This is a genomic window from Clostridium sp. YIM B02506, assembly GCF_022324845.1.
GTDB classification, from domain to species: Bacteria; Bacillota; Clostridia; order Clostridiales; family Clostridiaceae; genus Clostridium_T; species Clostridium_T intestinale.
In genome coordinates this window covers 109196-133753 of sequence record NZ_JAKGTG010000007.1, presented here as the reverse complement: position 1 = coordinate 133753, position 24558 = coordinate 109196, and the positions used below count along the sequence as shown (strand labels likewise).

The following is a 24558-nucleotide window of genomic DNA, read 5'->3' as shown; positions in this document are numbered from 1 at the left end:
GTTTGTTATTAGGAGTGATTTAGCAATGAGCAATGAAGTATTTATTCTAGATTCAACCCTGAGAGATGGGGCACAGGGGCAAGGAATTTCATTTTCAGTAGAGGATAAGTTAAAAATAGCTAAAGCATTAGATGATTTAGGAGTACATTATGTTGAAGCTGGAAATCCAGGTTCAAATCCTAAGGATATGGAGTTTTTTAAGAGAGTTAATGAACTTAATCTTAAAAACACCAAGATAGTAGCTTTTGGTAGTACTAGAAGGTTAGGGGTTAAAGTTGAGGAAGATAAAAATCTAAAAGATCTTTTAGAAGCTAATACGGAAACTGTAACTATATTTGGGAAAAGTTCAGATTTTCATGTTATAGATATATTAAAGACAAGTTTAGAAGAAAATCTAAAACTTATAAAAGAGTCTATAGAATTCTTAAAAAAGAATGGAAAAGAAGTAATATTTGATGGGGAGCATTTTTTCGACGGATATAAAAGCAATAAGCAATATTCACTAGAAACCTTAAAGGTTGCAAAGGAAGCTGGGGCAGATGTAATAGTACTTTGTGATACTAATGGAGGAACCCTTCCAACAGAGGTTGAAAAGATAACTTTAGAAGTTAGAGAGCTTGTTGGAGGAAGTATTGGAATACACTGTCATGATGATATGGGAATGGCAGTAGCTAATTCTATAATGAGTGCAAGTGCTGGGGCAAATCATATACAAGGCACATTTATAGGAATAGGTGAAAGATGCGGTAATGCAAATCTAAGTGCTATAATACCAACTTTAGAACTAAAAATGGGGATGAAGGTTTTAGAGGACGGGGCACTTAATAAGCTTAAAACTGCAGCACTAATAATTTCAGAAATATCCAATATTACACTTAAAGACTATGCACCTTATGTAGGAAACTCAGCTTTTGCTCATAAAGGTGGAATGCATATAGATGCAGTAATTAAGATGTCTAAGTCTTATGAACACATAAATCCAGAAGCTGTAGGAAATTCGAGAAGATTTTTAGTTTCTGAGGTTAGTGGAAAAAGTACAATTCTTAAAGAGGTTCAAAAGATATTTCCTAATATGTCTAAAGACAGTAAGGAAGTACAAACTATTATAGATAAGCTTAAGGAACTTGAACATCAAGGATATCAATTTGAAGGAGCAGAAGGAACTGTAGAATTGGTTATAAGAAAAGTTATAGGAAAGTACAAGCCTTTCTTCAAACTTAATAATTTTAAAGTAATTGGAGAACATCCATCTTTAAAAGGAGATTTTACATCTACTGCATTAATTAATATAAATGTTGAAGGAAAACAAGAAATGACTGTAGCAGAAGGCGATGGGCCAGTTAATGCATTAGATAAAGCCTTAAGAAAAGCCTTAGAAATTTTCTATCCACAGCTTAAGGATGTTAGGCTTATAGATTATAAGGTTAGGGTTTTAGATGCAGGGTCAGCTACAGAAGCATCTGTTAGAGTATTAATTGAATCTACTGATGGGCTAGAACATTGGACTACTGTTGGGGTGTCTAAAGATATTATTGAAGCAAGCTGGATAGCTCTTGTAGATTCTATTGAATATAAGTTAATAAAAGATATTGAAAGAAAAGTAAGGATGTATTTTTAAGGGAGTGATGCTGAGGGGAATCATTCCTAGAGTTTATGGAAAAATTATAAATAATTTAGTTAAATAAATAAAAAATATTTTTAAATATTAGGGGGCTAATTATGGAATATAAAGTTGCGGTTATACCAGGAGATGGAATAGGACCAGAAGTTATTGAAGAAACAGTGAAAGTTTTAAATGTAGTAGGTGGTAAATACTCTCATAAGTTCAACTATGAGTATGTATTAGCAGGTGGTATTGCTATTGATGAAAAAGGAACACCTCTTCCAGAGGAAACTTTAGAAGTGTGTAAGAATAGTGATGCAGTACTTTTAGGCGCAGTAGGAGGTCCTAAATGGGATGATCCAACAGCTAAAATAAGACCAGAGCAAGCTTTACTTGGACTAAGAGGAGGATTAAATCTTTATTGTAACTTAAGACCAGCAGTGCTTTATTCATCCTTAAGAGATGCCTCTCCACTTAAAGACTCAATAATAGGAGATGGAATAGACATCTGCGTTATTAGAGAACTTACAGGAGGAATTTATTTTGGAGAAAGAGCTTTATGGAAAGAAGGAGAAGAGGAAATAGCAACAGATACTGAAAAGTATTCAACTTCTGAAGTAAAGAGAATAGCAAAAATAGCTTTTGAAACTGCTATGAAAAGAAACAAGAAGGTGACTTCTGTAGATAAGGCTAACATATTAGAAAGTTCAAGATTATGGAGAAGAGTAGTTGAGGAAGTTCATAAGGACTATCCAGAAGTAACTTTGGAACATATGTATGTGGATAATGCCTCAATGCAATTAGTTAGAAATCCAAGAGGTTTTGATGTTATTTTAACTTCCAATATATTTGGAGATATATTATCAGATGAAGCGTCAATGATTACAGGCTCAATAGGAATGTTACCATCAGCTAGTTTAGGGGAAAACTCTTTTGGTATGTATGAACCTATTCATGGTTCAGCTCCTGATATAGCAGGAAAAGGAGTTGCAAATCCATTAGCAACAATTCTTTCTTCAGCTATGATGCTAAAGTTTACTTTTGGTTTAGTAGAGGAAGCTGAACTTATAGAAAAAGCTGTAGAGAAGGTTTTAGAAGAAGGTTATAGAACTGGAGATATAATGAGTGAAGGGATGAAACTTATAGGTACTAAGGAAATGGGGGAACTTGTAGTTAATTATATAAAAGAAGGGAAGTAATTAATATGAGAAGCGATAAGATAAAACTTGGAGCTGATAAGGCTCCTCATAGATCACTTTTAAGAGCAGCAGGATTTTCAGATGAGGAAATGAAAAGACCAATGATAGGAATAGTAAGTTCACAAAATGATATTATTCCAGGTCATGTTAACTTAGATAAAATAGTGAATGGTGCTAAAAGTGGAGTATTGCTTGCAGGAGGTACCCCAGTAGTATTTCCAACTATAGGAGTATGTGATGGTATAGCTATGGGGCATGAAGGGATGAGATATTCATTATGCACCAGAGAACTTATAGCTGATTCAATAGAATGTATGGCAAGAGCTCATCAATTTGATGGATTAGTTTTAGTACCTAACTGCGATAAGATAGTTCCAGGTATGATAATGGCAGCACTTAGATTAAATATCCCATCAGTTATTATATCAGGTGGGCCAATGCTTGCAGGAAAGTTTAAGGGAAAAGCAGTTTCTCTTTCTACTATGTTTGAAGCAGTTGGAGCTTATAATGCAAACAAGATGAGTGAAGAAGACTTATGTGATATGGAGTCAAGTGCGTGTCCTACATGTGGTTCATGTTCAGGTATGTTTACAGCTAACTCTATGAATTGTTTAACTGAAGTTCTAGGATTGGGTCTTCCTGGAAATGGAACAATTCCAGCAGTTTATTCAGATAGAATAAGATTAGCTAAAAATGCTGGAATGGCAATACTTGACTTAGTTAAAAAAGATATAAAACCAAGAGATATAGTTACAGATAAAACTTTAAGAAATGCATTAACTGTAGATATGGCACTAGGCTGTTCAACTAATTCAGTACTTCATTTAACAGCTATAGCTAACGAGGCTAAATTAGAGCTTAATTTAGATATGATAAATGAGATAAGTTCTAAAACACCTAATCTATGTAAGCTTGCACCAGCAGGAGATAATCATATAGAAGATTTATATTTTGCAGGTGGAATACAAGCAGTTATGAATGAATTATCCAAAAAGGATCTATTGTATTTAGATGGAATCACTGCTACTACTAAAACAGTTGGGGAAAATATTAAAAATGTAGTAGTTAGAGATTATGATGTTGTTAAACCTATTGATAAACCATATAGCCAAACTGGTGGAATTCAGGTGTTAAAAGGAAATCTTGCTTTAGAAGGAGCTGTTGTTAAAAAGTCAGCTGTACTTCCAGAGATGATGGTTCATGAAGGACCAGCTAGAGTATTTGACTCTGAAGAAGATGCAATAGCAGCTATATGGAGAGGGAAAATTAAAAGTGGGGATGTAATTATAATAAGATATGAAGGCCCTAAAGGCGGTCCAGGTATGAGAGAAATGTTATCTCCAACTTCAGCAATAGCAGGTATGGGATTAGATTCTTCTGTAGCACTTATTACAGATGGAAGATTCTCAGGTGCTACTAGAGGAGCAGCAATAGGTCACGTATCTCCAGAAGCAGCTGAAGGTGGAATAATAGCTTTAGTTCAAGAAGGAGATATAATCTCTATAAATATACAAGAAGGTAAATTAGAGGTTAATGTTACAGAAGAGGAATTAGCTGAGAGAAGAAGCAGGTGGATATGCCCACCACCTAAAGTGACAGATGGATATCTTGGAAGATACGCCAAACTTGTAAGTTCTGCCAGCAAAGGAGCTGTATTTAAATAATTTATAAGGAGGGGGCTAAATGTTATTAAATGGTTCAGAGATACTAATACAATGTCTAATAGAGCAGGGAGTAGATACTATATTTGGTTATCCTGGAGGAGCAGTATTAAATATATACGATGCTTTATATAAATACAGGGATGATATAAGACACGTGTTGACTTGCCATGAACAAGGTGCGTCTCACGCTGCAGATGGATATGCAAGAAGTACAGGGAAGGTTGGGGTTTGTCTGGCAACATCAGGACCAGGAGCAACTAATTTAGTAACAGGAATTGCTACTGCCTATATGGATTCTATACCTATGGTTGCAATAACAGGGAATGTAACCAGACCATTACTTGGTAAGGATAGTTTTCAGGAAGTTGACATTACGGGAATAACCCTTCCTATTACAAAGCATAATTTTATGGTGAGAGATATTAATGAATTAGCTGATATTATTAGAGAAGCGTTTAGAATAGCTCAAGAAGGAAGACCAGGTCCTGTGCTTGTAGATATTCCTAAAGATATAAGTGCACAAAAGGGTGCATATATAAAACAAGAACCAGTGAAAGTTAAGAGAAAAACTGAGTTCATAACAGATAAGGCTCTAGATGAAGTAGCAAAGCTAATAAATCAATCCTCAAAACCATTTATATATGCAGGTGGAGGAATAATCAGAGCAGATGCATCGGAAGAATTGATGGAATTTGCAGAAAAGATAGATTCTCCTACAGCTACATCATTAATGTGCATGGGAGGATTCCCAGTAACTCATCCATTATTTACAGGAATGATAGGTATGCATGGGACTAAGGCTTCTAATCTAGGAGCTTGGGAATGTGATTTATTAATAGCAATAGGTTCAAGATTTAGTGATAGAGTTATAAGCTCTAATTCTAATCTTGAAGGAGCTAAAATAATTCATCTAGATGTAGACCCAGCAGAGATAAATAAGAATGTTAAAGTTGATGCTAGTGTAATAGGAGATGTAAGGGAAACATTAAGAAAACTTATTCCGCTTGTAGAAAAGAAAAATAATAATGAATGGACAGAAAAAATAAAAGGATATAAGGATTCTGTGAAGAATTTAAATAGTAAAAAAGAAGAATTGACTCCAGAGTTTTTATTTGAAAAAATAAATGACCTCACAAATGGAGAAGCTATAATAACAACAGAAGTTGGTCAGCATCAGATGTGGGCGTCGCAATTTTATAAACATATGAAACCCAAAAGATTTGTAACTTCTGGAGGCCTTGGAACTATGGGTTTTGGACTTGGGGCAGCTATAGGAAGTAAGGTTGGAAATCCAGATAAATTAGTTATTAATATTGCTGGAGATGGGAGTTTTGCAATGAACTGTAATGAGCTTGCAACTGCCTACGCTCAAAAAGCGCCAGTAATTACTATAATAGTAAACAATAATGCACTAGGAATGGTAAGACAGTGGCAGAATTTCTTCTATGAAGAAAGATACTCTCATACCAGTATAAACAGAGGGACTAATTTTGTTAAGCTTGTTGAAGCTTATGGAGGAAAAGGATACTTAGTAGAAAAAAGGGAAGAATTAGAACCTGTTTTAAAAGAAGCCATCAATTCTTCAGTGCCAGTAGTTATTGACTATAGGGTGCATGAGGATAAAAAGGTGTTCCCAATGGTTGCGCCAGGAGCACTTATAAATCAAATCATATATGAAGAAGATGTATAAATAATAAGGGGGAGCTAAAATGGCAAAAATGTATTATGAAAAGGACACAAATCTTGAATTATTAAAAGGAAAAAGAGTTGCAGTTATAGGCTATGGAAGTCAAGGACACGCTCATTCACTTAACCTTCATGAAAGTGGAGTAGATGTTGTAGTAGGATTATATGAAGGTAGTAAATCGTGGGAAAAAGCAGAAGCAGCTGGATTAAAAGTTTTAGATACAGCAGAAGCGGTTAAAACTTCAGACGTAATAATGATATTAGTACCAGATGAAAAACAAGCTAAATTATATAGTGAAAAAGTAGCACCAAATCTTACAGAAGGAAAAGCTTTAGTATTTGCTCATGGATTTAATATTCATTATGGACAGATAGTTCCTCCTGCAAATGTAGATGTATTTATGGCTGCTCCAAAAGGACCAGGACATATGGTTAGAAGAACATATACACAAGGATCAGGAGTACCGTGTTTAATAGCTGTACACCAAGATTACACTGGAAACGCTAAAGAATTAGCATTAGCATACACAAATGGAATAGGTGGAGCTAGAGCTGGAGTTTTAGAAACAACATTTAGAGATGAAACAGAAACTGATCTTTTCGGAGAACAAGCTGTTTTATGTGGAGGAGTTTCAGAACTTATAAAAACAGGATTTGAAGTTTTAGTTGAAGCTGGATATGCTCCAGAAAATGCTTACTTTGAGTGTTTACATGAGATGAAATTAATCGTTGATTTAATGTATCAAGGTGGAATGAGCTTGATGAGATATTCTATAAGTGATACAGCTGAATATGGAGACTATTCAGTAGGTAAGAGAATAATAACATCTGAAACTAAGAAGGAAATGGAAAAAGTACTTCATGAAATTCAAGATGGTACATTTGCTAAAAACTGGTTAGTAGAAAATCAAGTAAACAGACCAGCATTTAATGCAAGAAGAAGAATAGAAAAAGAACATCAAATAGAAAAAGTTGGAAAAGAACTTAGAGAAATGATGTCTTGGATCAATGAAAACAAATTAGAACAATAAAAAATAGCTAATTAGCCTAGGGACAAGAGAACTTGATTCTCTCACAAATCTTTCGCCAAAAGATATAAAGTCTCTAGGCTTTTTATATTGTTAATATAAAGTAACATTTTTCTTAATATTTGCATAAATATTAGTATATGATAAAAAATCACTTGCTTTTGTAAGTGTATATGATAAAATATGAAAGTGTAATGATATATTTGTGAAAGGTGGGATGTATATAGAGTAAGAAAAAACAAGGTTTCAAGAAAATTTTATACAAGCGCCAGAACTTAAGAAGGGATCGGGTATATACTTTTTAAGTTGACGAGGGTTGGGGTTTATCGAATATTTCGGCGGGTGCCCCACGGTATCGCACTACCGTTAACGAAAGGACAAAACTAGGGAGCAATTTCTAGCACAAATCCTATCAGGTGTTAAAGCAAAAAAACTAGGGCTTTTGGACCCTAGTATTTTTATACCCTTTTTTAGTAAAAAAATACAAAAATTATAATGATTGCAAAAAGGAAGGTGAAAAATATGTGCGGTATAGTAGGTTATTTAGGAAGTAAAAAAGCTTCAGATATATTAGTAGAAGGATTATCAAAACTTGAATATAGAGGATACGACTCAGCAGGAGTTGCTGTATTAAATAACGGAGAAATTGAAATAAGTAAATGTAAAGGAAGATTAGCAAATCTTGAAGATAAATTAGAAAAAAATCCTATAGAAGGATCATTAGGAATAGGGCATACTAGATGGGCTACTCATGGAGAACCATCAGATGTAAACTCTCATCCACATTCAAATGAAAGCGAAACAATCAGCGTAGTTCATAACGGTATAATAGAAAACTACGGAAGATTAAGAGAATGGCTTAAAGGTAAAGGGTATAAATTCTTTTCAGAAACTGATACAGAAGTAATACCTAACTTAGTTGATTACTACTACAAAGGAAACTTATTAGAAGCTGTTATGGAAGCTACTAAGAAAATGGAAGGTAGTTATGCTATAGGAGTAATATCTAAAAATGAACCAAATAAAATAGTAGCAGTAAGAAAAGACAGCCCTCTTATAGTTGGTTTAGGTGAAGGCGAAAACTTCATAGCATCAGATATTCCAGCAGTTTTAAACTATACTAGAGATGTTTATTTATTAGAAGATAAAGAATTTGTTGTAATAGATGAAAATGGAGTTACTTTATATAATGAAGATGGAGATAAAGTAGAAAAAGATGTTTTCCACGTAACTTGGAATGCTGATGCAGCAGAAAAAGGTGGATATGAAGACTTCATGATAAAAGAAATTCATGAACAACCAAAAGCAATAAGAGATACAATGACTTCAAGAATTGCCTTAGGTGAAAAAATTAAACTAGATGATATCTCTCTTACAAAAGAAGATTTAGATAAAATAGATAAAGTATTTGTAGTTGCCTGTGGAACAGCATATAATGCAGGATTAGTAGGAAAAACAGTTATAGAAAGATGGGGAAAAATACCTGTTGAAGTGGATATAGCTTCTGAATTTAGATATAGAGAACCATTAATAACTGATAAATCTTTATTAATAGTTATAAGCCAATCAGGAGAAACAGCAGATACCTTAGCAGTATTAAGAGACTCTAAGAAAAAAGGCGCTAGAGTTATGGCTATTACTAACGTAGTAGGAAGCTCAGTATCAAGAGAAGCAGATGATGTAATATACACTTGGGCAGGGCCAGAAGTTGCAGTTGCATCAACAAAAGCTTATATTACAATGTTAATAGCATTTGATATATTAGCACTTTATATTGCTGAATTAAAAGGAACATTAACAGCAGAAGAGATTGAAGAAATTAAAAAAGAAATGCTTACCTTACCAGAGAAAGCAAAACAAGTTATAGATAACAAAGATATAGTTCAAAGATTTGCAGCAGAACACTATATGGAGAAAGATATATTCTATTTAGGAAGAGGAGTAGACTATGCAATAAGTGTAGAAGGATCTCTTAAAGTAAAAGAAGTAACTTATATCCATTCAGAAGCTTATGCAGGTGGAGAATTAAAACATGGTCCTATAGCTTTAATAGAAGAAGGAACAATGGTTATAACTACACTAACTCAAAGAAAGTTAATAGACAAAATGGTTAGTAATATAAAAGAAGTTGTAACAAGAGGAGCTAAAATAGCAGGAATTTGCTATGAAGGAGAAACAGAGATTATGGAATCTTTAGATTATCCAATAGAAATTCCACAAACAAGCGATTTATTAGCACCAGTTTTAGCAGTTATACCTCACCAATTAATGGCTTATTATATAGCTAAAGATAAAGGTCTTGATGTTGATAAACCAAGAAATCTTGCAAAATCAGTTACAGTAGAATAGTTTTTATGATATAAAATTGTTATATTATTGTGAGTTATAATTAATATTGTCATAAAATATAATTAATATTGACACAAGTTATAAATGTTATTGTCATAAAAAATGAATTATGAAAATTTATTTTCTATATAAAGTGTATGTGGGGTGTATTTATGAACAATAATTTAGAAAAATTATTAGCTGAATATAAAGAAGAAAAAAGATGTTTAGAAATGGGAATTGAATGGCTAGTAGAAAAAGATTATGCAATTGGAAAACTTGAGAAAGTTAATATAATAATAGCGGATCTTGAAAAGTTATTATTATAAAACTTAAACTACAATAAATCATATATTCTCATAAATATGAGAATATATGATTTTATTTATTTTAATAAATAAACAATTTTTAAGATTTTGCTTTTATTCAAGACTACTTAATAGAATTCTATAGGAGATTCACCTAAGGTAATATCTTCAAAGATATACATAGTTCTCTTTATAAGCTTAGTTTTTACCTCCTTAAAGAAAAAAATCATTACTAGGTCTTCAGGGCCATTATATACCCGTATGCTTTTAAACATAGATGGATTTTGCCAAACTTCAGTATGAGTTATTTTATATTTTTTTAACATTGATCCAACGATTTTAACAAGATCCTTTTCATCAAAGATAATGTCCACTAATTTTGAGTCTTCACGAATGAATCCAAGGACTCTATCTGCAGTTAACATACTAGATTTTCTTGACTTATAAACTCTTTCCATAGCTTGTTTAGTTATAAGTGTGATTCTTCCTGATTTTTTATATTCGTTATCTTCAAAAGTACCGTTCATTATAGCATGCCTTACAGTACCTTCATCCTTATTATATAGATATGCAGCTTCAGATTGAGTAAATACATGGTCTAATGGTGAGCCCTTAATATAAGGAAATTTTTGTACTAAGACTTTCTCATCGATTTCACGATATAGTTTAATAAAATCATTTGTTATATGTAGGGAAAATGGATTACCTACGTAAAATCTAGTATTATCATCTAACAACACCACTTCATCTCCGAAGCATGTACCCGAAAAACCTGTTAATCTTTTAGCGTATTCAATATTTTCTTTAGAATTAAGCATAAATAACCTCCTGTGTGATATTCTTATAATAATTATATTCCGTTTAAACGGAATGTGGAAGAGTTATTTTCATGAAACATTAAAGCTTATGTAGTCGTATGAGGGGTCATGGACATAACGGTAGGAAGGCTGAGTATTTCTGATAAATAAGTTAATATATATTAAGATTGATATTAGATGGGTTTATGAATGATAAATTAAAGAAGAAAAGGGATATTTAAAAATAGCCATTGATTGACTGGTGAAAAAGGATTATGATATAGGAAAACTTGAGAAAGCTGAGATAATAATATATTAAGCAAACTATACTTAGTTAAGATTAATTTATAGCACACAAAATATAAAAAATAAGTTGTAAATTGTTTAAATTATATAAAGGAGTATAAATCATGTTTAATAAAGTCAATTTTACTGAATCATTAGAAAAGGATTTAAAAGATAATCCAGATTTAAAAAAATATGCAGAAATTTTTAGTGATAAATATGAATTAATTAAATCACTTATTAATATAAGAAAAAGCTTGAACCTAACTAAAGAACAAGTGGCAATTAGAAGCGAAATTCCATTAGAAGTGGTATCAAGAATAGAAAGTATTAATAATGATGTAGACTTAGATTTGTTTTTAAGATATACAAATGCATTAGGAATAAAACTTCACTTAGGATATTTAGAAAATAAAGATGAACGTTAATTTTTTAACATTCATCTTTATTTATTTTCTTTTCTAGGCTGAACCTTATATTTAAATAATTTACCTAAAAATTCATTTTGTAACTTAACCTGTAAATCCAAAACTTTACAACTTACATATATACATTGATCCATAAACTTTTGTTGATATTTATTTACTTTTTCTAAGCTAGTATCAGCTATAAGTTGATTAAATAGTATTTTATTGGATATATCATTATAATATAATGTCGTAAAGTCATTTTGAAGATCAATGAGCTTTTGAAATTCATCAATTAACTCATCCTTGTCATTTACAAACTTATTTAATATAACTTCTCTAGATTCAAGAATAGAAATTATAGGCATAAAAGCTTTACTATAGTTGATCCATATTTCACGATATTCTTCAAAGTTATTTATAGCATTTTCTTTAGCTTGATTAATTAGAATTATTTTAAAGTCGTTATTAATCTTATCTAGTGAATCATCAATTTTATTAGATTCTAAGGTTGAATTATAAATGTTAAAGAACACAAAATTTTTGCTAGTCATAATCGAAGCTGAAGTATTAAAGTTTTTAATAATATCTATAAGCATATCAGTAGTTTTTATCTGTAAATCAATTTTAAGTCTTTGATTCTCTCTCCATTTAGTAAATCTATAACTAATATAAGCAGATATAATTGCACCTAATAATACAGAATAAACACTTTGTAAGTTAATTGATAGAATAAAATTTACTAATTTTAAGGTTAAAGCTTCCATAAAACATCCTCACTTTATTTCATATAATTTACATACTAAATTGTTAGAACAAGAATATAGTTACATTTCCTCATAAATACTTATATATTTATACAATGTAGATCTGCCTATACCTAACATTTTAGCAAAACCTTTAGCGCTTATCTTCCCATAATCTCCATTTTTGAATTTATTATATTCTTTAATAAAATCCTTAGGTAATGATACTTTAGGTCTTCCAAGAACTGTCCCTTTTTGACGAGCTACTAGTAACCCTTGATTTATTCTAGAAACTGTTTTCTCTCTTTCTTGCTGTGCCATATGTGCTTTTAAAGTTATAACAATGTCTATTATCATATCATATAAGCTAGTATCATTTATAGTATTCCACTCATTCATGTGAGGAACATCTAATGCAACCACCTTAATTCTTTTAGATTTTAGAATCTTTAATTCCATCATAACATCATCAGCACTTCTGCCTAAACGATCTATATCTGTGATAACTATTATATCGTCTTTTCTTAGTTGTTTTTTTAGCTCATCATATTGCGGTCTATTTTCTGCTTTTACTGTACCGCTAATTCTTTCTTCAAAAATTCTATCAAAAATAAAATTATTATCTTCAGAATAGTTTCTTAGTGTTATTAATTGCCGATCAGTTTTTTGGCTCTCTTTGTTTGTACTTATTCTTACGTATCCAAATATCAAATAATCACATCCTTATATTAGGGGTCCAGAGCACAATTCGTGCAAAAGTAACGCTAAGAAAATTAGTCTTCCATAAATTACAGTATATGTATTTGTGGAAGCCTTTTTACTGTCTAATAAACGAGGGTTTTTGAAACAGTAGTTTTAAAATAGAAAAACACCTAATTTTCATGTAAAATATATATATAAACTTATCTCAAAATCAAAACATCAAAACTAGATTAATTATATGACTTTTAATACAAAGGAGAATTAAAAATGCTAATAGGATATGCTAGGGTATCTACTGAAGAACAGAAATTAGAATTACAGCTAGACGCTCTTAAAGAAATTGGGTCCGAAAAGATTTTTACAGATGTAGCAAGCGGAGCTTATACAGAAAGATTTGGGTTAAATGAAGTTTTAAGTTACCTCAGAGAAGGAGATGTTCTTGTGGTTTGGAAATTAGATAGACTTGGAAGAACTCTTAAGCAGTTAATAGAAATAATAAATCAGTTAAGTGAAAAGAATATAGGTTTTTTAAGTTTACATGAAAAAATAGATACAACAACTAGTGGCGGAAAACTTATTTTTCATATATTTGCCGCTTTAGCTGAATTTGAAAGAGATATTATTAGAGAAAGAACCAATGCAGGTTTGAAGTCTGCCAGAGCTAGAGGCAAATTAGGTGGAAGACCTAAAATCATGGATGAGAACAAAATAACTATAGCTAAAACCTTATATAATGACAGCACTACTTCAATAAAAGACATATGCAAGATATTAAATATATCAAGAGCTACTTTATATAGATATATTAATTAAAGAAGTTAGAGAGGATACATGAAATGTATTTAAACAGAAGAGAATTATTAACAAATAATCAAAGATTAGAGATTATGAATCTTTCTGAAAATATAACTGCTGATGAGTTAAGTAAATATTACACACTGTCCTTTGAAGATATAGATTTAATAAATAAGCATAGGGGTGACTATAATAGGCTAGGCTTTGCTGTACAATTAACTATTTTACGTCATTCAGGCTGGTCTATATCTGATTTTGATGTAATTCCAGTAAACATTATTCAAGTTGTTTCAAAACAACTAGATATGGATTTTTCACTATTTAAGATATATTTAACAGAAGTTAGGAAAAATACTAAATCTGATCACTTGAATGAGATATGTGAAAGTTTTGGATATAGAAAATTTGATAATAGCCTTAAAGAATTTATCTTCAATAAGGCTTTAGAAAAAGCCTCAGCAACCAATAATGGTTTTTATCTTGTAAATCAGGTTGTAAACATTCTGAAACAGGATAAAATAATACTTCCCTCCATAAGAACAATTGAACAAATAGTTTGGGAAGCTAGGAAACACTTAGAACATAATATATTTAGAAACATACATAGATATTTAAATAATGTTCAAAAAAAACTACTGGATAAAATTCTTTTAGTTGATGAACTGCAAATTAAGACTAGATTATCTTGGCTTAGAGATATACCAGGTAAAGCTTCACCAGAAACATTTTTAGAAATAATAAAGAGATTAGAATACATAGATTCTATAGACTTAAAAGTAGATTTAAAAGATATTCATAACAATAAAGAAAAAGAATTATATAGGTTATCTTCTAAGTATGACTCCTATGATTTTAAGCGTTTTGACGAGTTCAAAAAATATGGTCTTTTAGTGATATATCTATTGAATTTACAAAAAGATTTTATAGATCAAGCCTTTTATATTCATGATACCCAAATAACAACACTTCAATCTAATGGAAGAAAAGCTCAAGAAGAGCTTTTAAAGAAAAATGGAAAGAAAATAAATATAGGAATCAATCATTATGCAAAACTAGGAAAGGTATTAATTGAAGCTAAAGAAAAAGGTATAGATCCATTCAAAGAAATTGAAAAGGTTATGTCTTGGACTGAATTTATAAATTCAGTTAATGATGCTTCAGAAGTTGCAAGACCTAAAGAATATGATTATTTAGACTTGTTACATACCCAATATAGAAGGCTTAGAAGATATACTCCAGTACTCATCAAATCTTTAAATTTTAGTGCCTCTAATACTGCAAAACCTATACTAAATGCTTTAGAAACTATCGCTGAAGTAAATAATTCAAATAAAAAGAAAATACCGAAGGGTGCTCCTCTTGATTTTGTTCCAAAGAGATGGGAAAAGCATGTTTATGATGAAGATGGTAACATAAATCGTCAATATTATGAACTAGCTGCTTTTACTGAATTTAGAAATGCAGTGCGTTCTGGTGATATTTCTATTGTTGGAAGCAGGCAATATAAGGATTTTGAAGGTTATCTTATGTCAAAAGAAGAATGGAAAAAGTATAAGCTGAGCTCAATGCATAATATGAAAATACCATTATCAGTTGATGAGTATTTAAAAGAAAGAAGTCAAGTCTTATATGAAAAACTAGAATGGTTATCTGAAAATATTGAAACATTGGAAGGTGTAAGTATTGATAAAGATAAATTTGTATTATCCAGGCTAGGTAAAGGAACTCCTGATGAAGCAAAAGAGCTTAGTTCTAAGTTGTATTCAATTGTACCAAGTATAAACCTTACTGATTTACTTATTGAGGTATCAAATTGGACAGATTTTGAAAAACAATTTATCCATGCGTCAACAAGTAAAGAACCTAGTGAAGATGATAAAACAATCATAATGGCAACACTAATGGCATTAGGAACAAATATAGGACTTAATAAGATGGCACAAGCAACAACAGAAAAAATATCTTATAATCAACTTTCTAATGTATCAAATTGGAGAATGTATGATGATGCAATGAATAAAGCCGAGGCAACTATTGTTAATTTTCAATATAATCAAGAGCTCTCACAATATTGGGGGCAAGGTACTACATCATCATCTGATGGAATGAGGGTTCAGAATGCCGTAGCATCACTAAATTCTAGTCATAACCCACACTATGGCTCTGAAAGAGGTGCAACAATATATAGGTTTACTAGCGACCAATATTCAAGCTTTTACTCAACGGTTATAAATACTAATTCACGTGATGCTATTCATGTAATTGATGGGTTACTTCATCATGAAACAGAATTGAATATTGAGGAACATTATACTGATACTGCTGGATATACAGATCAGATATTTGGATTAACTCACATATTAGGCTTTAGATTTGCGCCTAGACTCAGAGATTTATCTGATTCAAAGTTATATGCTATAGAGAAAGTAGATGAATTTAGTAATCTTGAAGAAATACTTAAAGGCAAGATAAATTCTAAAGTTATTAAAGAGAACTACGATGATGTTTTAAGATTAATTTATTCAATAAAAGAAGGACGAGTTTCAGGGTCGCTAATAATGTCAAAAATTGGTTCTTACTCACGACAAAATAGCTTAGCTACAGCTTTAAGAGAGCTAGGTAGAATAGAAAAGACAATATTTATTTTAGATTATGTTTCAAATAAATCTTTAAGAAGGAGAATTCAGAAAGGACTTAATAAAGGTGAGGCTATGAATGCACTGGCTAGAGCACTTTTCTTTGGTAAAAATGGACAATTTCATGAAAGAGCTATGCAAGATCAACTACAAAAATCCAGTGCCTTAAATATTTTAATAAATGCTATCACATTATGGAATACAGTGTATCTTTCCAAAGCTATAGAGAAATTAAAAGAAAAAGAACCTTTCAACGAGGAACTATTAAAGAATATTTCACCATTAGCATGGGAGCATATTAATTTTGTTGGAGAATATAACTTTTATTCAGATAATGAGTATGATTTTAATAACTTAAGACCTTTAAAAGATATTTAAATTAAATAAAATGATAAAGCATTCATAACCTATGTTCTTTTTCCTGAATAATTTTTTTATTAAATAATGATAAGCCACCTATAAAATACATTAATATATTTTATAGGTGGCTTATTTCCTTCACTTCCTTTTTTAAGTTGTGCGTTTATAGCAGGGGTGCAGCCAACATTTCCGACAAAACCCCCTTTAAGGGGTTTGTCCTGTAAAAATGATAGATTTCACCCCCTTTAAGAGAGTGAAGTAAAATTAAAGCCTACAATAATCATAAATATGATTATCATAGGCTTTTAAATTTACTACGCTATCCTTTTTAGATGTCACTATGTAAACGGTAAACCTTGCGTACCTCGTATTTGACATTCATTTTTGAGATAATCAATCCATGCTTCAGAAAACTACTAGTTTTTCAAAGCGACTTCTTTAGTTTTTGGAGGTGTCGATGGATAAGATTACTCATGAAATGCGTTTGGCGCAATGGACACCAATTGTACGTGAATGCCGCAACAGTGGAAGAGCTATTGAATCCTGGTGTATTGAAAACAATGTGAATGAAAAACAATTCTACTACTGGCAGCACCGGATCAGAGAGGTGGCATACTGTGCTCTAGAAAAAACCGAGTCCAAAAGACCGTCAAATTTTGTACAACTACCAGTTCAGGCTGGTTCTTTTTCAAAGAATATGTCTGTTTTTGTGGCAGACATGCGTATTCATATCGGAGATAACGTTCTAGAACTCTCTAACACTGTTTCCGAGGAATTGCTTTCCATGGTTATGAGGGTGATGGCAGATGTTAAATGATGCATCTGGTTTTGATAAAGTATAATTTACACAAAAAAAGCCAGTTTTATATACCTGACTATTTAATAAACAAATAATTTTATAGTTATAATTTAGTTATCTTTTTAGTTTTCCTTAACATGAATTAGACCTTCATCAAATATGTGCTTTATGTGATCATCACTTAAAGAATAATATACCACTTTGCCATCTTTCCTGTTTTTTACTAATCTAGCTTGCTTTAATGTCCGTAACTGATGGGAAATTGCTGATTGACTTATTCCAAGTAAAGCTGATATATCACAAACACACATTTCTGACTGAAAGAGAGCATCTAGTATTTTTAATCTTGTTGTATCTCCAAACAACTTGAACAGTTCCGATAGATTGTTTAATACATCTTCCCCTAATACATTCTTTCTAACACTTTCAATAATTTCTTCATGTATGATAGTGCAACTACAGTTATCTATATTAATCTTATTTTCCAATAAATTGCACCCCCTTCTTCTTTAAGTTAAAAGTCCTATTCAATAATTATACTAATACAAATTCAAAGCGTCAATTGTAGTAGCATCATGTACAGTTTCCTTAAATATAATATCCATATTTTTAATCTTATTATCTACTTTAGTGTTAATCTATTCAGTTAATGCTTTAATACAAACTTACTCACAATATAAGTCTGCAGCTTATTTACCGCAGACTTATAAAATATATTATAGTTTATTTACCTTTAATGCTCTCATAGCATTTATAACAGCTAACACTGAAACCCCTACGTCAGCAAATACAGCAGTCCACATAGATGCTATACCTATTGCTCCAAGTATTAACACTATAAACTTAACGCCTAGTGCAAATATAATATTCTGCAGCACTATACGTCTAGTTCTCTTAGCGACTTTAATTGCTGTTACTAATTTCATAGGCTCATCTGTCATTAAAACAACATCTGCTGCCTCAATTGCTGCATCAGAACCAAGTCCACCCATAGCTACACCGATATCTGCTCTAGCGAGTACAGGAGCATCATTTATTCCATCACCTACAAAAATTAACTTTCTATTAGGTGTCTTCTGTTTATCTAACATCTCTACTTTCTCAACCTTTTGGTCTGGAAGCAATTCAGCATATACCTCGTCTAGACCTAATTGCTTAGCAACTTTGTGTCCTACGATTTTATTATCTCCGGTAAGCATAACTATTTTTCTAACGCCAACACTTTTTAGTGCCTTTATAGCTGCCGCTGAATCTTCTTTTACTTCATCTGAGATTAAAATATATCCAGCATATTTTCCATCCACAGCCATATGAACTACTGTACCAGCTAATTCTTCTTGATTATAAGAAATATTTTCTTTCTTCATTAATTTTACATTACCTGCTAATATTTCTTTTCCTCTATACTTCACTTTAGTTCCATGACCAGAAATCTCATCGTAATTCTCTATTTTCTCTTTGTCAATTTCTTTACCGTATGCTTTTAATATAGAATGTGCAATAGGATGATTTGAGTAACTTTCAGCATATGCAGCATACTCTAACAATTCTTCATTGTTGATGCCCTTAATTGAATTTATTTCAGTAACTTTAAATACACCTTTTGTTAGGGTTCCTGTCTTGTCAAAAACTACTGTATCTACATCATTAAGTGCTTCTAAGTAGTTGCTTCCTTTTATTAACACTCCGTTTTTCGATGCACCCCCTATACCTCCAAAGAAACCTAAAGGTATAGAAACAACTAGGGCACAAGGGCAAGAAATTACTAAGAATACTAAAGCCCTATATATCCATTGAGAGAAGGTTGCTCCTTGAACAACTAATGGTGGTACTACTGCTAACAGCAATGCAGCTATAACAACTACTGGTGTATAGTATCTAGCAAACTTTGTTATAAAGTTTTCTGTTGGTGCTTTCTTGCTGCTTGCATTTTGAACCAAATCAAGTATTTTTGCAACAGTTGACTCACCAAATTCTTTAGTTACTTCTATAGTTAATACACCATTTTTGTTAATACAACCTGACAGTATGTCATTTCCAACTTCTACTTCCCTTGGTACTGACTCTCCTGTTAATGCAGAAGTATCTACCATAGAGTTTCCTTCTATAATCTTTCCGTCTAGTGGTATCTTTTCTCCTGGTTTTACAATGATTATGTCACCAATACTAACTTCTTCTGGGGATACTTTTTTAATTTCATTGCTAACCTTTAAATTTGCATAATCAGGTCTTATATCCATCAATGCTGCAATAGATTTTCTTGAACGATTTACTGCTATATCTTGGAATAGTTCTCCTACTTGATAGAATAGCATAACCGCTACCCCTTCTGGAAACTCTCCAATAGCAAATGCACCAATCGTTGCTATACTCATTAGGAAATTTTCATCAAATATCTGTCCTCTAGTTATATTCTTTAATGCTTTTAATACTATTTCTCCACCAACTATAATATAACTTATTAAAAATATAATTAACTCGGGCCAGAAGGAAAGATTTAGAATACTACCTGCAATGAAAAAGGCTGCCCCAATTCCTAGCCTGATTGCCTCTTTCTTAGTACCATTTTCTTCTTCCTCAGTTTTTGGGGTACTTCTCCTATCTTGTTCTTCATAAACTACTACTACATCTGGTTCTATTTTCTTAACAATACTATCTACAGATTCTACTATAGAATTTATATTTATTTTTCTATTGAGCTCAATGTTAAGTTTTGTTGAAACGAAATCTACTGAAGCACTTTTTACAAAATCTAGCTTATTTGCTTCTGCTTCAATTTTAGATGCACAATTTGCGCAACCAAGTCCCTTTAGCAAAAGTACCTTCTTATCTATTGTTTCTGTTTCCTTTTCCTTAACTATTACATGAGATTCTATACTTTTCACTATGTTATTTACATTTTCTACAATATCCTTTGGCTTAGAGGAATTATCTATTTCTATGGATAATGTCTTATTCATAAAATTTATCGATACATTTGAGACTCCATTTAGTTGCTTGATTTTATCTTCCATTTTAGCTGCACAGTTTGCACAACCTAATCCTTCCAAAATAAATTCTTTCTTACTACTCGTACTCACTACAACGCCTCCTATTAATATTATTATAAATAGCTAACAATAAGCTATTTATAATAGTATTTGATTTATTTTAGATATCTATTAATTATCTTTCAGTAACAACTACATGTGGCTCTTTATCTTTAATAATATTTTTAGTAGTCATTAAAATGTTATTCCATACATCCTCATCATTAATTTCTATGCTAAGTATTTTATCGTCAAGATTTATCTTAGCTGAGTTTACACCTTCGAGCTGACTAACCTTTTCTCTAATGATTCCTGCACAATTTTCACAATTTAAACCTTGTAAGAATAATTCCTTTTTTACGTTCATTTTGATATCCTCCAATATTCTATATTTGCCCATATGCTCATATGCTCATATATTATTGTCTAATATTTCTATGCAGTTGTCAATATAAGATTTATAATTTTGTGTAAAAAATACAATAAAGGTGTTTTACGCCCTGTTGGGTTTCAATAGAATTGGGCTGCACCCAATAAAGCACAAAAAACATTGTTTGTGGTGGAGGGATCTTGGTCAGGGTATTACCGTCGAAATCACAAACTAAAAGTCCTTAAATACGCATTAAGTATTCAAGGACTTTTATATTTCTTTATTGTTAACATTGTCTATTTTCTGTTAAGGTGATACCTTAATTGATATGGCTCCAACTGGGCACACTGCTTCTGCATATCGTGCAAAAAGAGTAGCTCTCCTATAAGTTCAAATCTAACGCTACAGCTTTGTTGTCAAAATCAGCTCTAAAAACATCTGAACAAATTCCTCCACACATCCCACAGAAAATACAACGATTCTTATCAAAAAAAGCCTTCATGAAATTCAATTCCTTATATATTATTTTGTATATTTGAAAGAACTAATATGGAGGTAGATTATGCTTTTAGGATATGGGAGAGTAAGTAAAAGTAAACAAAATTTAGATAGGCGAATAGATCAATTAAAAGCTTGTGGGTGTGACAAAATATTTCTCGAAAAATTACAGGTACTAAAAAAGAACGTCCTGAGATTGATAGGCTTTTTGATAATATTAGACCTGGTGACGTAATAGTCGTTTGTGACCTTACTCGCTTGAGTAGATCTACAAAGGACTTATTTGGGATTATGGAGCAGTTAGAAAAAAAGAAAGTTGATCTAAAGAGTTTAAAGGAAACTTGGATTGATACTACTACTCCACAAGGGAAGCTAATGTTTACATTATTTGCTGGTATAAGTCAGTTTGAGAGAGATTTGATAAGTTAGAGGACCAAGGAAGCTTTGAAAGTGCAAGAGCCAGGGAAAGGAAGGGTGGGAGACCATCAAAGCCTAATAAAGATGTTGAATTAGCTTTGAAAATGTATGATAGCAAAGAATATTCTATTTCAGAGATTACAAAAGCAACTGATATAAGTAAAACAAGTTTATATAAATATACTGAAAAAAGAATTAATGAGAAGGATGTGTAATCTATGGCAACTCCTGAAATATTATTAACGGAAGAACAACGACTTGAATTTACTCAAATACCTCAGAATATAAGTGAATGGGAAATTGCAAGGCATTATACACTAAATGAAAATGATATTGAAATTATTAATCGGCATAGAAGGGATTATAACCGACTTGGTTTTGCTGTACAATATGCTAATAGTTTAAAATTATCGAAACAGAAGTATTTTATGCATACATATGCTATTTTTTTTGTAATTCTATTCCATCCTCTCGCTTTTTTCCTTCACTTCGTTCTATTGTAAATTTTATAATGGAAATGTGTAATAGTTCCAACATGAAAATAAAGTATTATTCTATTAGTAAATTACTGTTTCAAAAACGGACAGTAAAAAGGCTTCCATAAATGCATATACTGTAATTTATGGAAGCCTAATTTTCTTAGCGTTACTTTTGCACGAATTGTGCTCTGGACCCCTATAATATAATTACGATTAGATGGAACGCTTTAATCATATAGAAGGAGGATTCGTATGTTTGGTGAAGTAGATTTTACAAAATCATTAGAAGAAGAATTAAAAAAAAATCCGAGTTTAAAAAAAGATGCAGATTTTTTTCATAACAAATATGAGTTAATTAAAAGTCTTGTTGATATAAGGAAAAGTTTAAATTTAACTAAAGAAGAAATAGCATCAAGAAGTGGTATACCAATAAAAGTAATATCAAAGATAGAAAATATAAATAGTGATGTTAGATTGGATGTGTTTTTAAGATATACAGTCGCATTAGGAGTGAAAATTAATTTAGAGGAATGTTTATAAGCCTAGTAATTATAGATAGTATACTAATGGATATAGTAGAAAATATTATTTTATTGAAATAAAAACTATTGATTAATTCAAAGAATGATTAATTAATAAAATGAAAATTTATTTAGTATAAAAATTAAATCTATTAAAAATATTAAGATATATTTTTTTATAATATGCTGCAATGGTAAAAACTCCAATATTTAAGTTATTGGAGTTTTTCTTCATAATTTTTTTGATTATAAGATATTAAGTAGTATTCTTTTTGTAAGATGATATAAATTTGCTATTTAGTGAAGTTTCAATATTTTAGATATTTTTTGCTGTCTTTTATAATTCGCATCAATAAGATTATGCATACTTACTCCCTTAGAATAAGCTAAGCTGTTTGAGATTCCTATTAAATATCCTCGTACTTCATCTGCTTTTTTTCTTGAAGGAATAATTCTAATAATACTGAAAAAACCGTAAAAAGGCATAACCTGTAACCAACCTGAAAATTCTGCTGATAGATTTCTCATGTAAAATTTTGCTTCCTCTAAGTTCTTTACAGCCTCAATATCTTTTATAAATTCCTCTGTAATTTCTGTAGGATTAGAATACATATTTGCATAAAAGACTAAAGCATATGCTATTTTTGACTTTAATCTTTTATACTCTGATAAAGGTTCAATTAAAAATTTTAAAATAAATTGACCAATAATAAACACTAACACTCCTATGATAACAGTTGTAAATATTGTACTTGTTACTATATTCCATAACCAATTTAGAAAGATCATAAGTTATCTGATTTCCTTTCATTTACCTCAGTTTAATTTATAAAATTATATCATATTTTACTTCTATACTATTCAGTTTAAGGGAATAATTATTTTTAGTAAGTTAAAATTAAAGATTAATTTAACGAGACTTATATATGATTTCTTCCAAAATATTTATTAAAATCCATTAATTGATTTCTACTCTATTTATTTTTGTAACATTTAGCAAATAAAAGAATAAAATACTTATATATAGATAAATATGAATATAATATCTAGATGAATCTAAATTTAACAAAGATACTATTGACACTATATAGATAGTGGTCTATATTATATATAGATAGTCGTCTATATAAGGAGTGATTTTATGAAAAATAGTTATGATGAGAATGCTAAAGTTTTTAAGGCTCTTTCAGATGCCAGTAGACTAAAAATAATTGATATTTTATCTTGTGGTGAAAAATGTGCCTGCGATATATTGGAGAATTTTGAGTTTACGCAGCCAACCTTATCTCATCATATGAAAGTATTAATTGATTGTGGACTTGTTAAATCTAGAAAAGAGGGCCTATGGAGTCACTATTCTTTAGATGTTTCAAGTGCTAACAAACTAGTCTTATATTTAATGGGTATTATTACCGATACTGATGATTGCATATGTAAAGACTCAGATAATGAAAATAAATGTGATGATAAAATATAAATTTAAGGAGTTGCTAATTATGAAAAAAATGATTATTTTTGATCCTGCTATGTGTTGTTCAACTGGAGTATGTGGACCAGGAGTTGATCCAGAATTATTAAGAGTTTCAACTGTATTAAATAACTTAAAAAACAATGGTGTAGTTGTTGAAAGACATAACTTATCTAGTAATCCACAAGCTTTTGTAGATAATAAAGTTATTAATGATATCTTAAATAGTGATGGAGTAGATACTCTTCCTGTAACTTTAGTAGATGGTGAAGTTGTTAAAACTAAAGGTTATCTTTCAAATGAAGAATTTTGTAAGCATTTAGAGATTCCAGAAGATTATCTTAAGGTTTCTATTAAAAAAGCAGAGATGAAGCTTAAACCTAAAAGCTGTGGATGTAAGGATGGCTGTTGCTAGAATAGAAAGGGGATTTTC

The 24558-nt window shown here is 31.0% G+C and carries 25 protein-coding genes; 17 read left to right on the top strand and 8 right to left on the bottom strand.

The annotated features are described in order from the left end of the window. Positions 1-25 precede the first annotated feature (25 nt). The 7 genes from cimA (at position 26) to L1S49_RS08045 (ending at position 9837) form a co-directional block, all read left to right on the top strand. Positions 26-1618, top strand: coding sequence for a citramalate synthase (gene cimA / locus L1S49_RS08075; RefSeq protein WP_181601593.1), 1593 nt, complete (start codon positions 26-28; stop codon positions 1616-1618). Positions 1619-1719: 101 nt separating this feature from the next. Then, positions 1720-2802 (top strand): 3-isopropylmalate dehydrogenase, encoded by a 1083-nt coding sequence (leuB, locus tag L1S49_RS08070; RefSeq protein WP_238903448.1) that lies wholly within the window; start codon positions 1720-1722, stop codon positions 2800-2802. Between the two features lie 5 nt (positions 2803-2807). Continuing rightward, positions 2808-4466, top strand: a complete 1659-nt coding sequence (gene ilvD / locus L1S49_RS08065; RefSeq protein WP_238903445.1) for a dihydroxy-acid dehydratase — start codon at positions 2808-2810, stop codon at positions 4464-4466. A 19-nt stretch (positions 4467-4485) separates the two neighbouring features. Next, complete coding sequence (ilvB, locus tag L1S49_RS08060) at positions 4486-6156, top strand: biosynthetic-type acetolactate synthase large subunit (RefSeq protein WP_238903443.1); 1671 nt, start codon at positions 4486-4488, stop codon at positions 6154-6156. A gap of 19 nt (positions 6157-6175) precedes the next feature. Further along, positions 6176-7183, top strand: a complete 1008-nt coding sequence (ilvC, locus tag L1S49_RS08055) for a ketol-acid reductoisomerase (protein ID WP_238903441.1) — start codon at positions 6176-6178, stop codon at positions 7181-7183. Between the two features lie 519 nt (positions 7184-7702). Then, positions 7703-9529 (top strand): glutamine--fructose-6-phosphate transaminase (isomerizing), encoded by a 1827-nt coding sequence (glmS, locus tag L1S49_RS08050; protein ID WP_238903439.1) that lies wholly within the window; start codon positions 7703-7705, stop codon positions 9527-9529. Positions 9530-9681: 152 nt separating this feature from the next. Next, positions 9682-9837, top strand: coding sequence for a hypothetical protein (locus L1S49_RS08045; RefSeq protein ID WP_021800230.1), 156 nt, complete (start codon positions 9682-9684; stop codon positions 9835-9837). A gap of 107 nt (positions 9838-9944) precedes the next feature. Here the strand turns inward: L1S49_RS08045 and L1S49_RS08040 are convergent, their stop codons facing one another. Next, positions 9945-10634 (bottom strand): helix-turn-helix domain-containing protein, encoded by a 690-nt coding sequence (locus tag L1S49_RS08040; protein WP_021800231.1) that lies wholly within the window; start codon positions 10632-10634, stop codon positions 9945-9947. Positions 10635-11023: 389 nt separating this feature from the next. On the opposite strand from L1S49_RS08040, the gene L1S49_RS08035 reads away from it, so the two are divergent. After that, complete coding sequence (locus L1S49_RS08035; RefSeq protein WP_021800232.1) at positions 11024-11326, top strand: helix-turn-helix transcriptional regulator; 303 nt, start codon at positions 11024-11026, stop codon at positions 11324-11326. 17 nt (positions 11327-11343) lie between these two features. Here the strand turns inward: L1S49_RS08035 and L1S49_RS08030 are convergent, their stop codons facing one another. Then, positions 11344-12072: a hypothetical protein gene (locus tag L1S49_RS08030; RefSeq protein ID WP_181601588.1), complete on the bottom strand. Its 729-nt coding sequence runs from the start codon at positions 12070-12072 to the stop codon at positions 11344-11346. Between the two features lie 60 nt (positions 12073-12132). After that, on the bottom strand, positions 12133-12762 hold the full coding sequence (locus L1S49_RS08025) for a recombinase family protein (protein ID WP_021800234.1): 630 nt from the start codon (positions 12760-12762) through the stop codon (positions 12133-12135). Positions 12763-13020: 258 nt separating this feature from the next. On the opposite strand from L1S49_RS08025, the gene L1S49_RS08020 reads away from it, so the two are divergent. From L1S49_RS08020 to L1S49_RS08010, 3 genes are all read left to right on the top strand, one after another. Next, the gene (locus L1S49_RS08020) at positions 13021-13566 is read left to right on the top strand and encodes a recombinase family protein (RefSeq protein WP_238903437.1); all 546 of its coding nucleotides are present in this window, start codon (positions 13021-13023) and stop codon (positions 13564-13566) included. 23 nt (positions 13567-13589) lie between these two features. Continuing rightward, a complete protein-coding gene (locus L1S49_RS08015; RefSeq protein ID WP_238903435.1) occupies positions 13590-16562 on the top strand; it encodes a Tn3 family transposase in 2973 nt (990 codons plus the stop codon). 439 nt (positions 16563-17001) lie between these two features. Next, positions 17002-17361: an IS66 family insertion sequence element accessory protein TnpB gene (locus L1S49_RS08010; protein WP_238903433.1), complete on the top strand. Its 360-nt coding sequence runs from the start codon at positions 17002-17004 to the stop codon at positions 17359-17361. 104 nt (positions 17362-17465) lie between these two features. Here the strand turns inward: L1S49_RS08010 and L1S49_RS08005 are convergent, their stop codons facing one another. The 4 genes from L1S49_RS08005 to L1S49_RS07990 form a co-directional block, all read right to left on the bottom strand. Further along, a complete protein-coding gene (locus tag L1S49_RS08005; RefSeq protein WP_238903431.1) occupies positions 17466-17831 on the bottom strand; it encodes a metalloregulator ArsR/SmtB family transcription factor in 366 nt (121 codons plus the stop codon). 228 nt (positions 17832-18059) lie between these two features. Continuing rightward, positions 18060-20423 (bottom strand): heavy metal translocating P-type ATPase, encoded by a 2364-nt coding sequence (locus L1S49_RS08000; RefSeq protein ID WP_343073972.1) that lies wholly within the window; start codon positions 20421-20423, stop codon positions 18060-18062. 85 nt (positions 20424-20508) lie between these two features. Then, entirely contained in the window at positions 20509-20739 is a 231-nt protein-coding gene (locus L1S49_RS07995) for a heavy metal-associated domain-containing protein (RefSeq protein ID WP_238903429.1), read from the bottom strand. A 385-nt stretch (positions 20740-21124) separates the two neighbouring features. Next, positions 21125-21244 carry a ferredoxin gene (locus tag L1S49_RS07990; protein WP_238903427.1) on the bottom strand — a complete coding sequence of 40 codons (120 nt, stop codon included), beginning with the start codon at positions 21242-21244 and terminating at the stop codon, positions 21125-21127. Positions 21245-21393: 149 nt separating this feature from the next. On the opposite strand from L1S49_RS07990, the gene L1S49_RS23400 reads away from it, so the two are divergent. The 4 genes from L1S49_RS23400 to L1S49_RS07975 all read left to right on the top strand — a co-directional run bounded on the left by L1S49_RS23400 (position 21394) and on the right by L1S49_RS07975 (position 22676). After that, the gene (locus L1S49_RS23400; protein ID WP_343073973.1) at positions 21394-21669 is read left to right on the top strand and encodes a recombinase family protein; all 276 of its coding nucleotides are present in this window, start codon (positions 21394-21396) and stop codon (positions 21667-21669) included. A gap of 92 nt (positions 21670-21761) precedes the next feature. Beyond that, positions 21762-21872, top strand: a complete 111-nt coding sequence (locus L1S49_RS23395) for a helix-turn-helix domain-containing protein (RefSeq protein ID WP_343073971.1) — start codon at positions 21762-21764, stop codon at positions 21870-21872. 3 nt (positions 21873-21875) lie between these two features. Then, positions 21876-22160 carry a DUF4158 domain-containing protein gene (locus tag L1S49_RS07980; protein WP_238903425.1) on the top strand — a complete coding sequence of 95 codons (285 nt, stop codon included), beginning with the start codon at positions 21876-21878 and terminating at the stop codon, positions 22158-22160. 228 nt (positions 22161-22388) lie between these two features. Beyond that, positions 22389-22676: a helix-turn-helix transcriptional regulator gene (locus tag L1S49_RS07975; RefSeq protein ID WP_238903422.1), complete on the top strand. Its 288-nt coding sequence runs from the start codon at positions 22389-22391 to the stop codon at positions 22674-22676. Positions 22677-22954: 278 nt separating this feature from the next. Here L1S49_RS07975 and L1S49_RS07970 read toward each other — a convergent pair whose 3' ends face one another. After that, a complete protein-coding gene (locus tag L1S49_RS07970; RefSeq protein WP_238903420.1) occupies positions 22955-23446 on the bottom strand; it encodes a hypothetical protein in 492 nt (163 codons plus the stop codon). A gap of 352 nt (positions 23447-23798) precedes the next feature. Here L1S49_RS07970 and L1S49_RS07965 point away from each other — a divergent pair, with 352 nt between their 5' ends. Next, positions 23799-24134 carry a metalloregulator ArsR/SmtB family transcription factor gene (locus L1S49_RS07965; protein WP_238903418.1) on the top strand — a complete coding sequence of 112 codons (336 nt, stop codon included), beginning with the start codon at positions 23799-23801 and terminating at the stop codon, positions 24132-24134. 19 nt (positions 24135-24153) lie between these two features. Continuing rightward, positions 24154-24540, top strand: coding sequence for an arsenite efflux transporter metallochaperone ArsD (gene arsD / locus L1S49_RS07960; protein WP_238903416.1), 387 nt, complete (start codon positions 24154-24156; stop codon positions 24538-24540). The last annotated feature ends 18 nt before the right edge of the window (positions 24541-24558 follow it).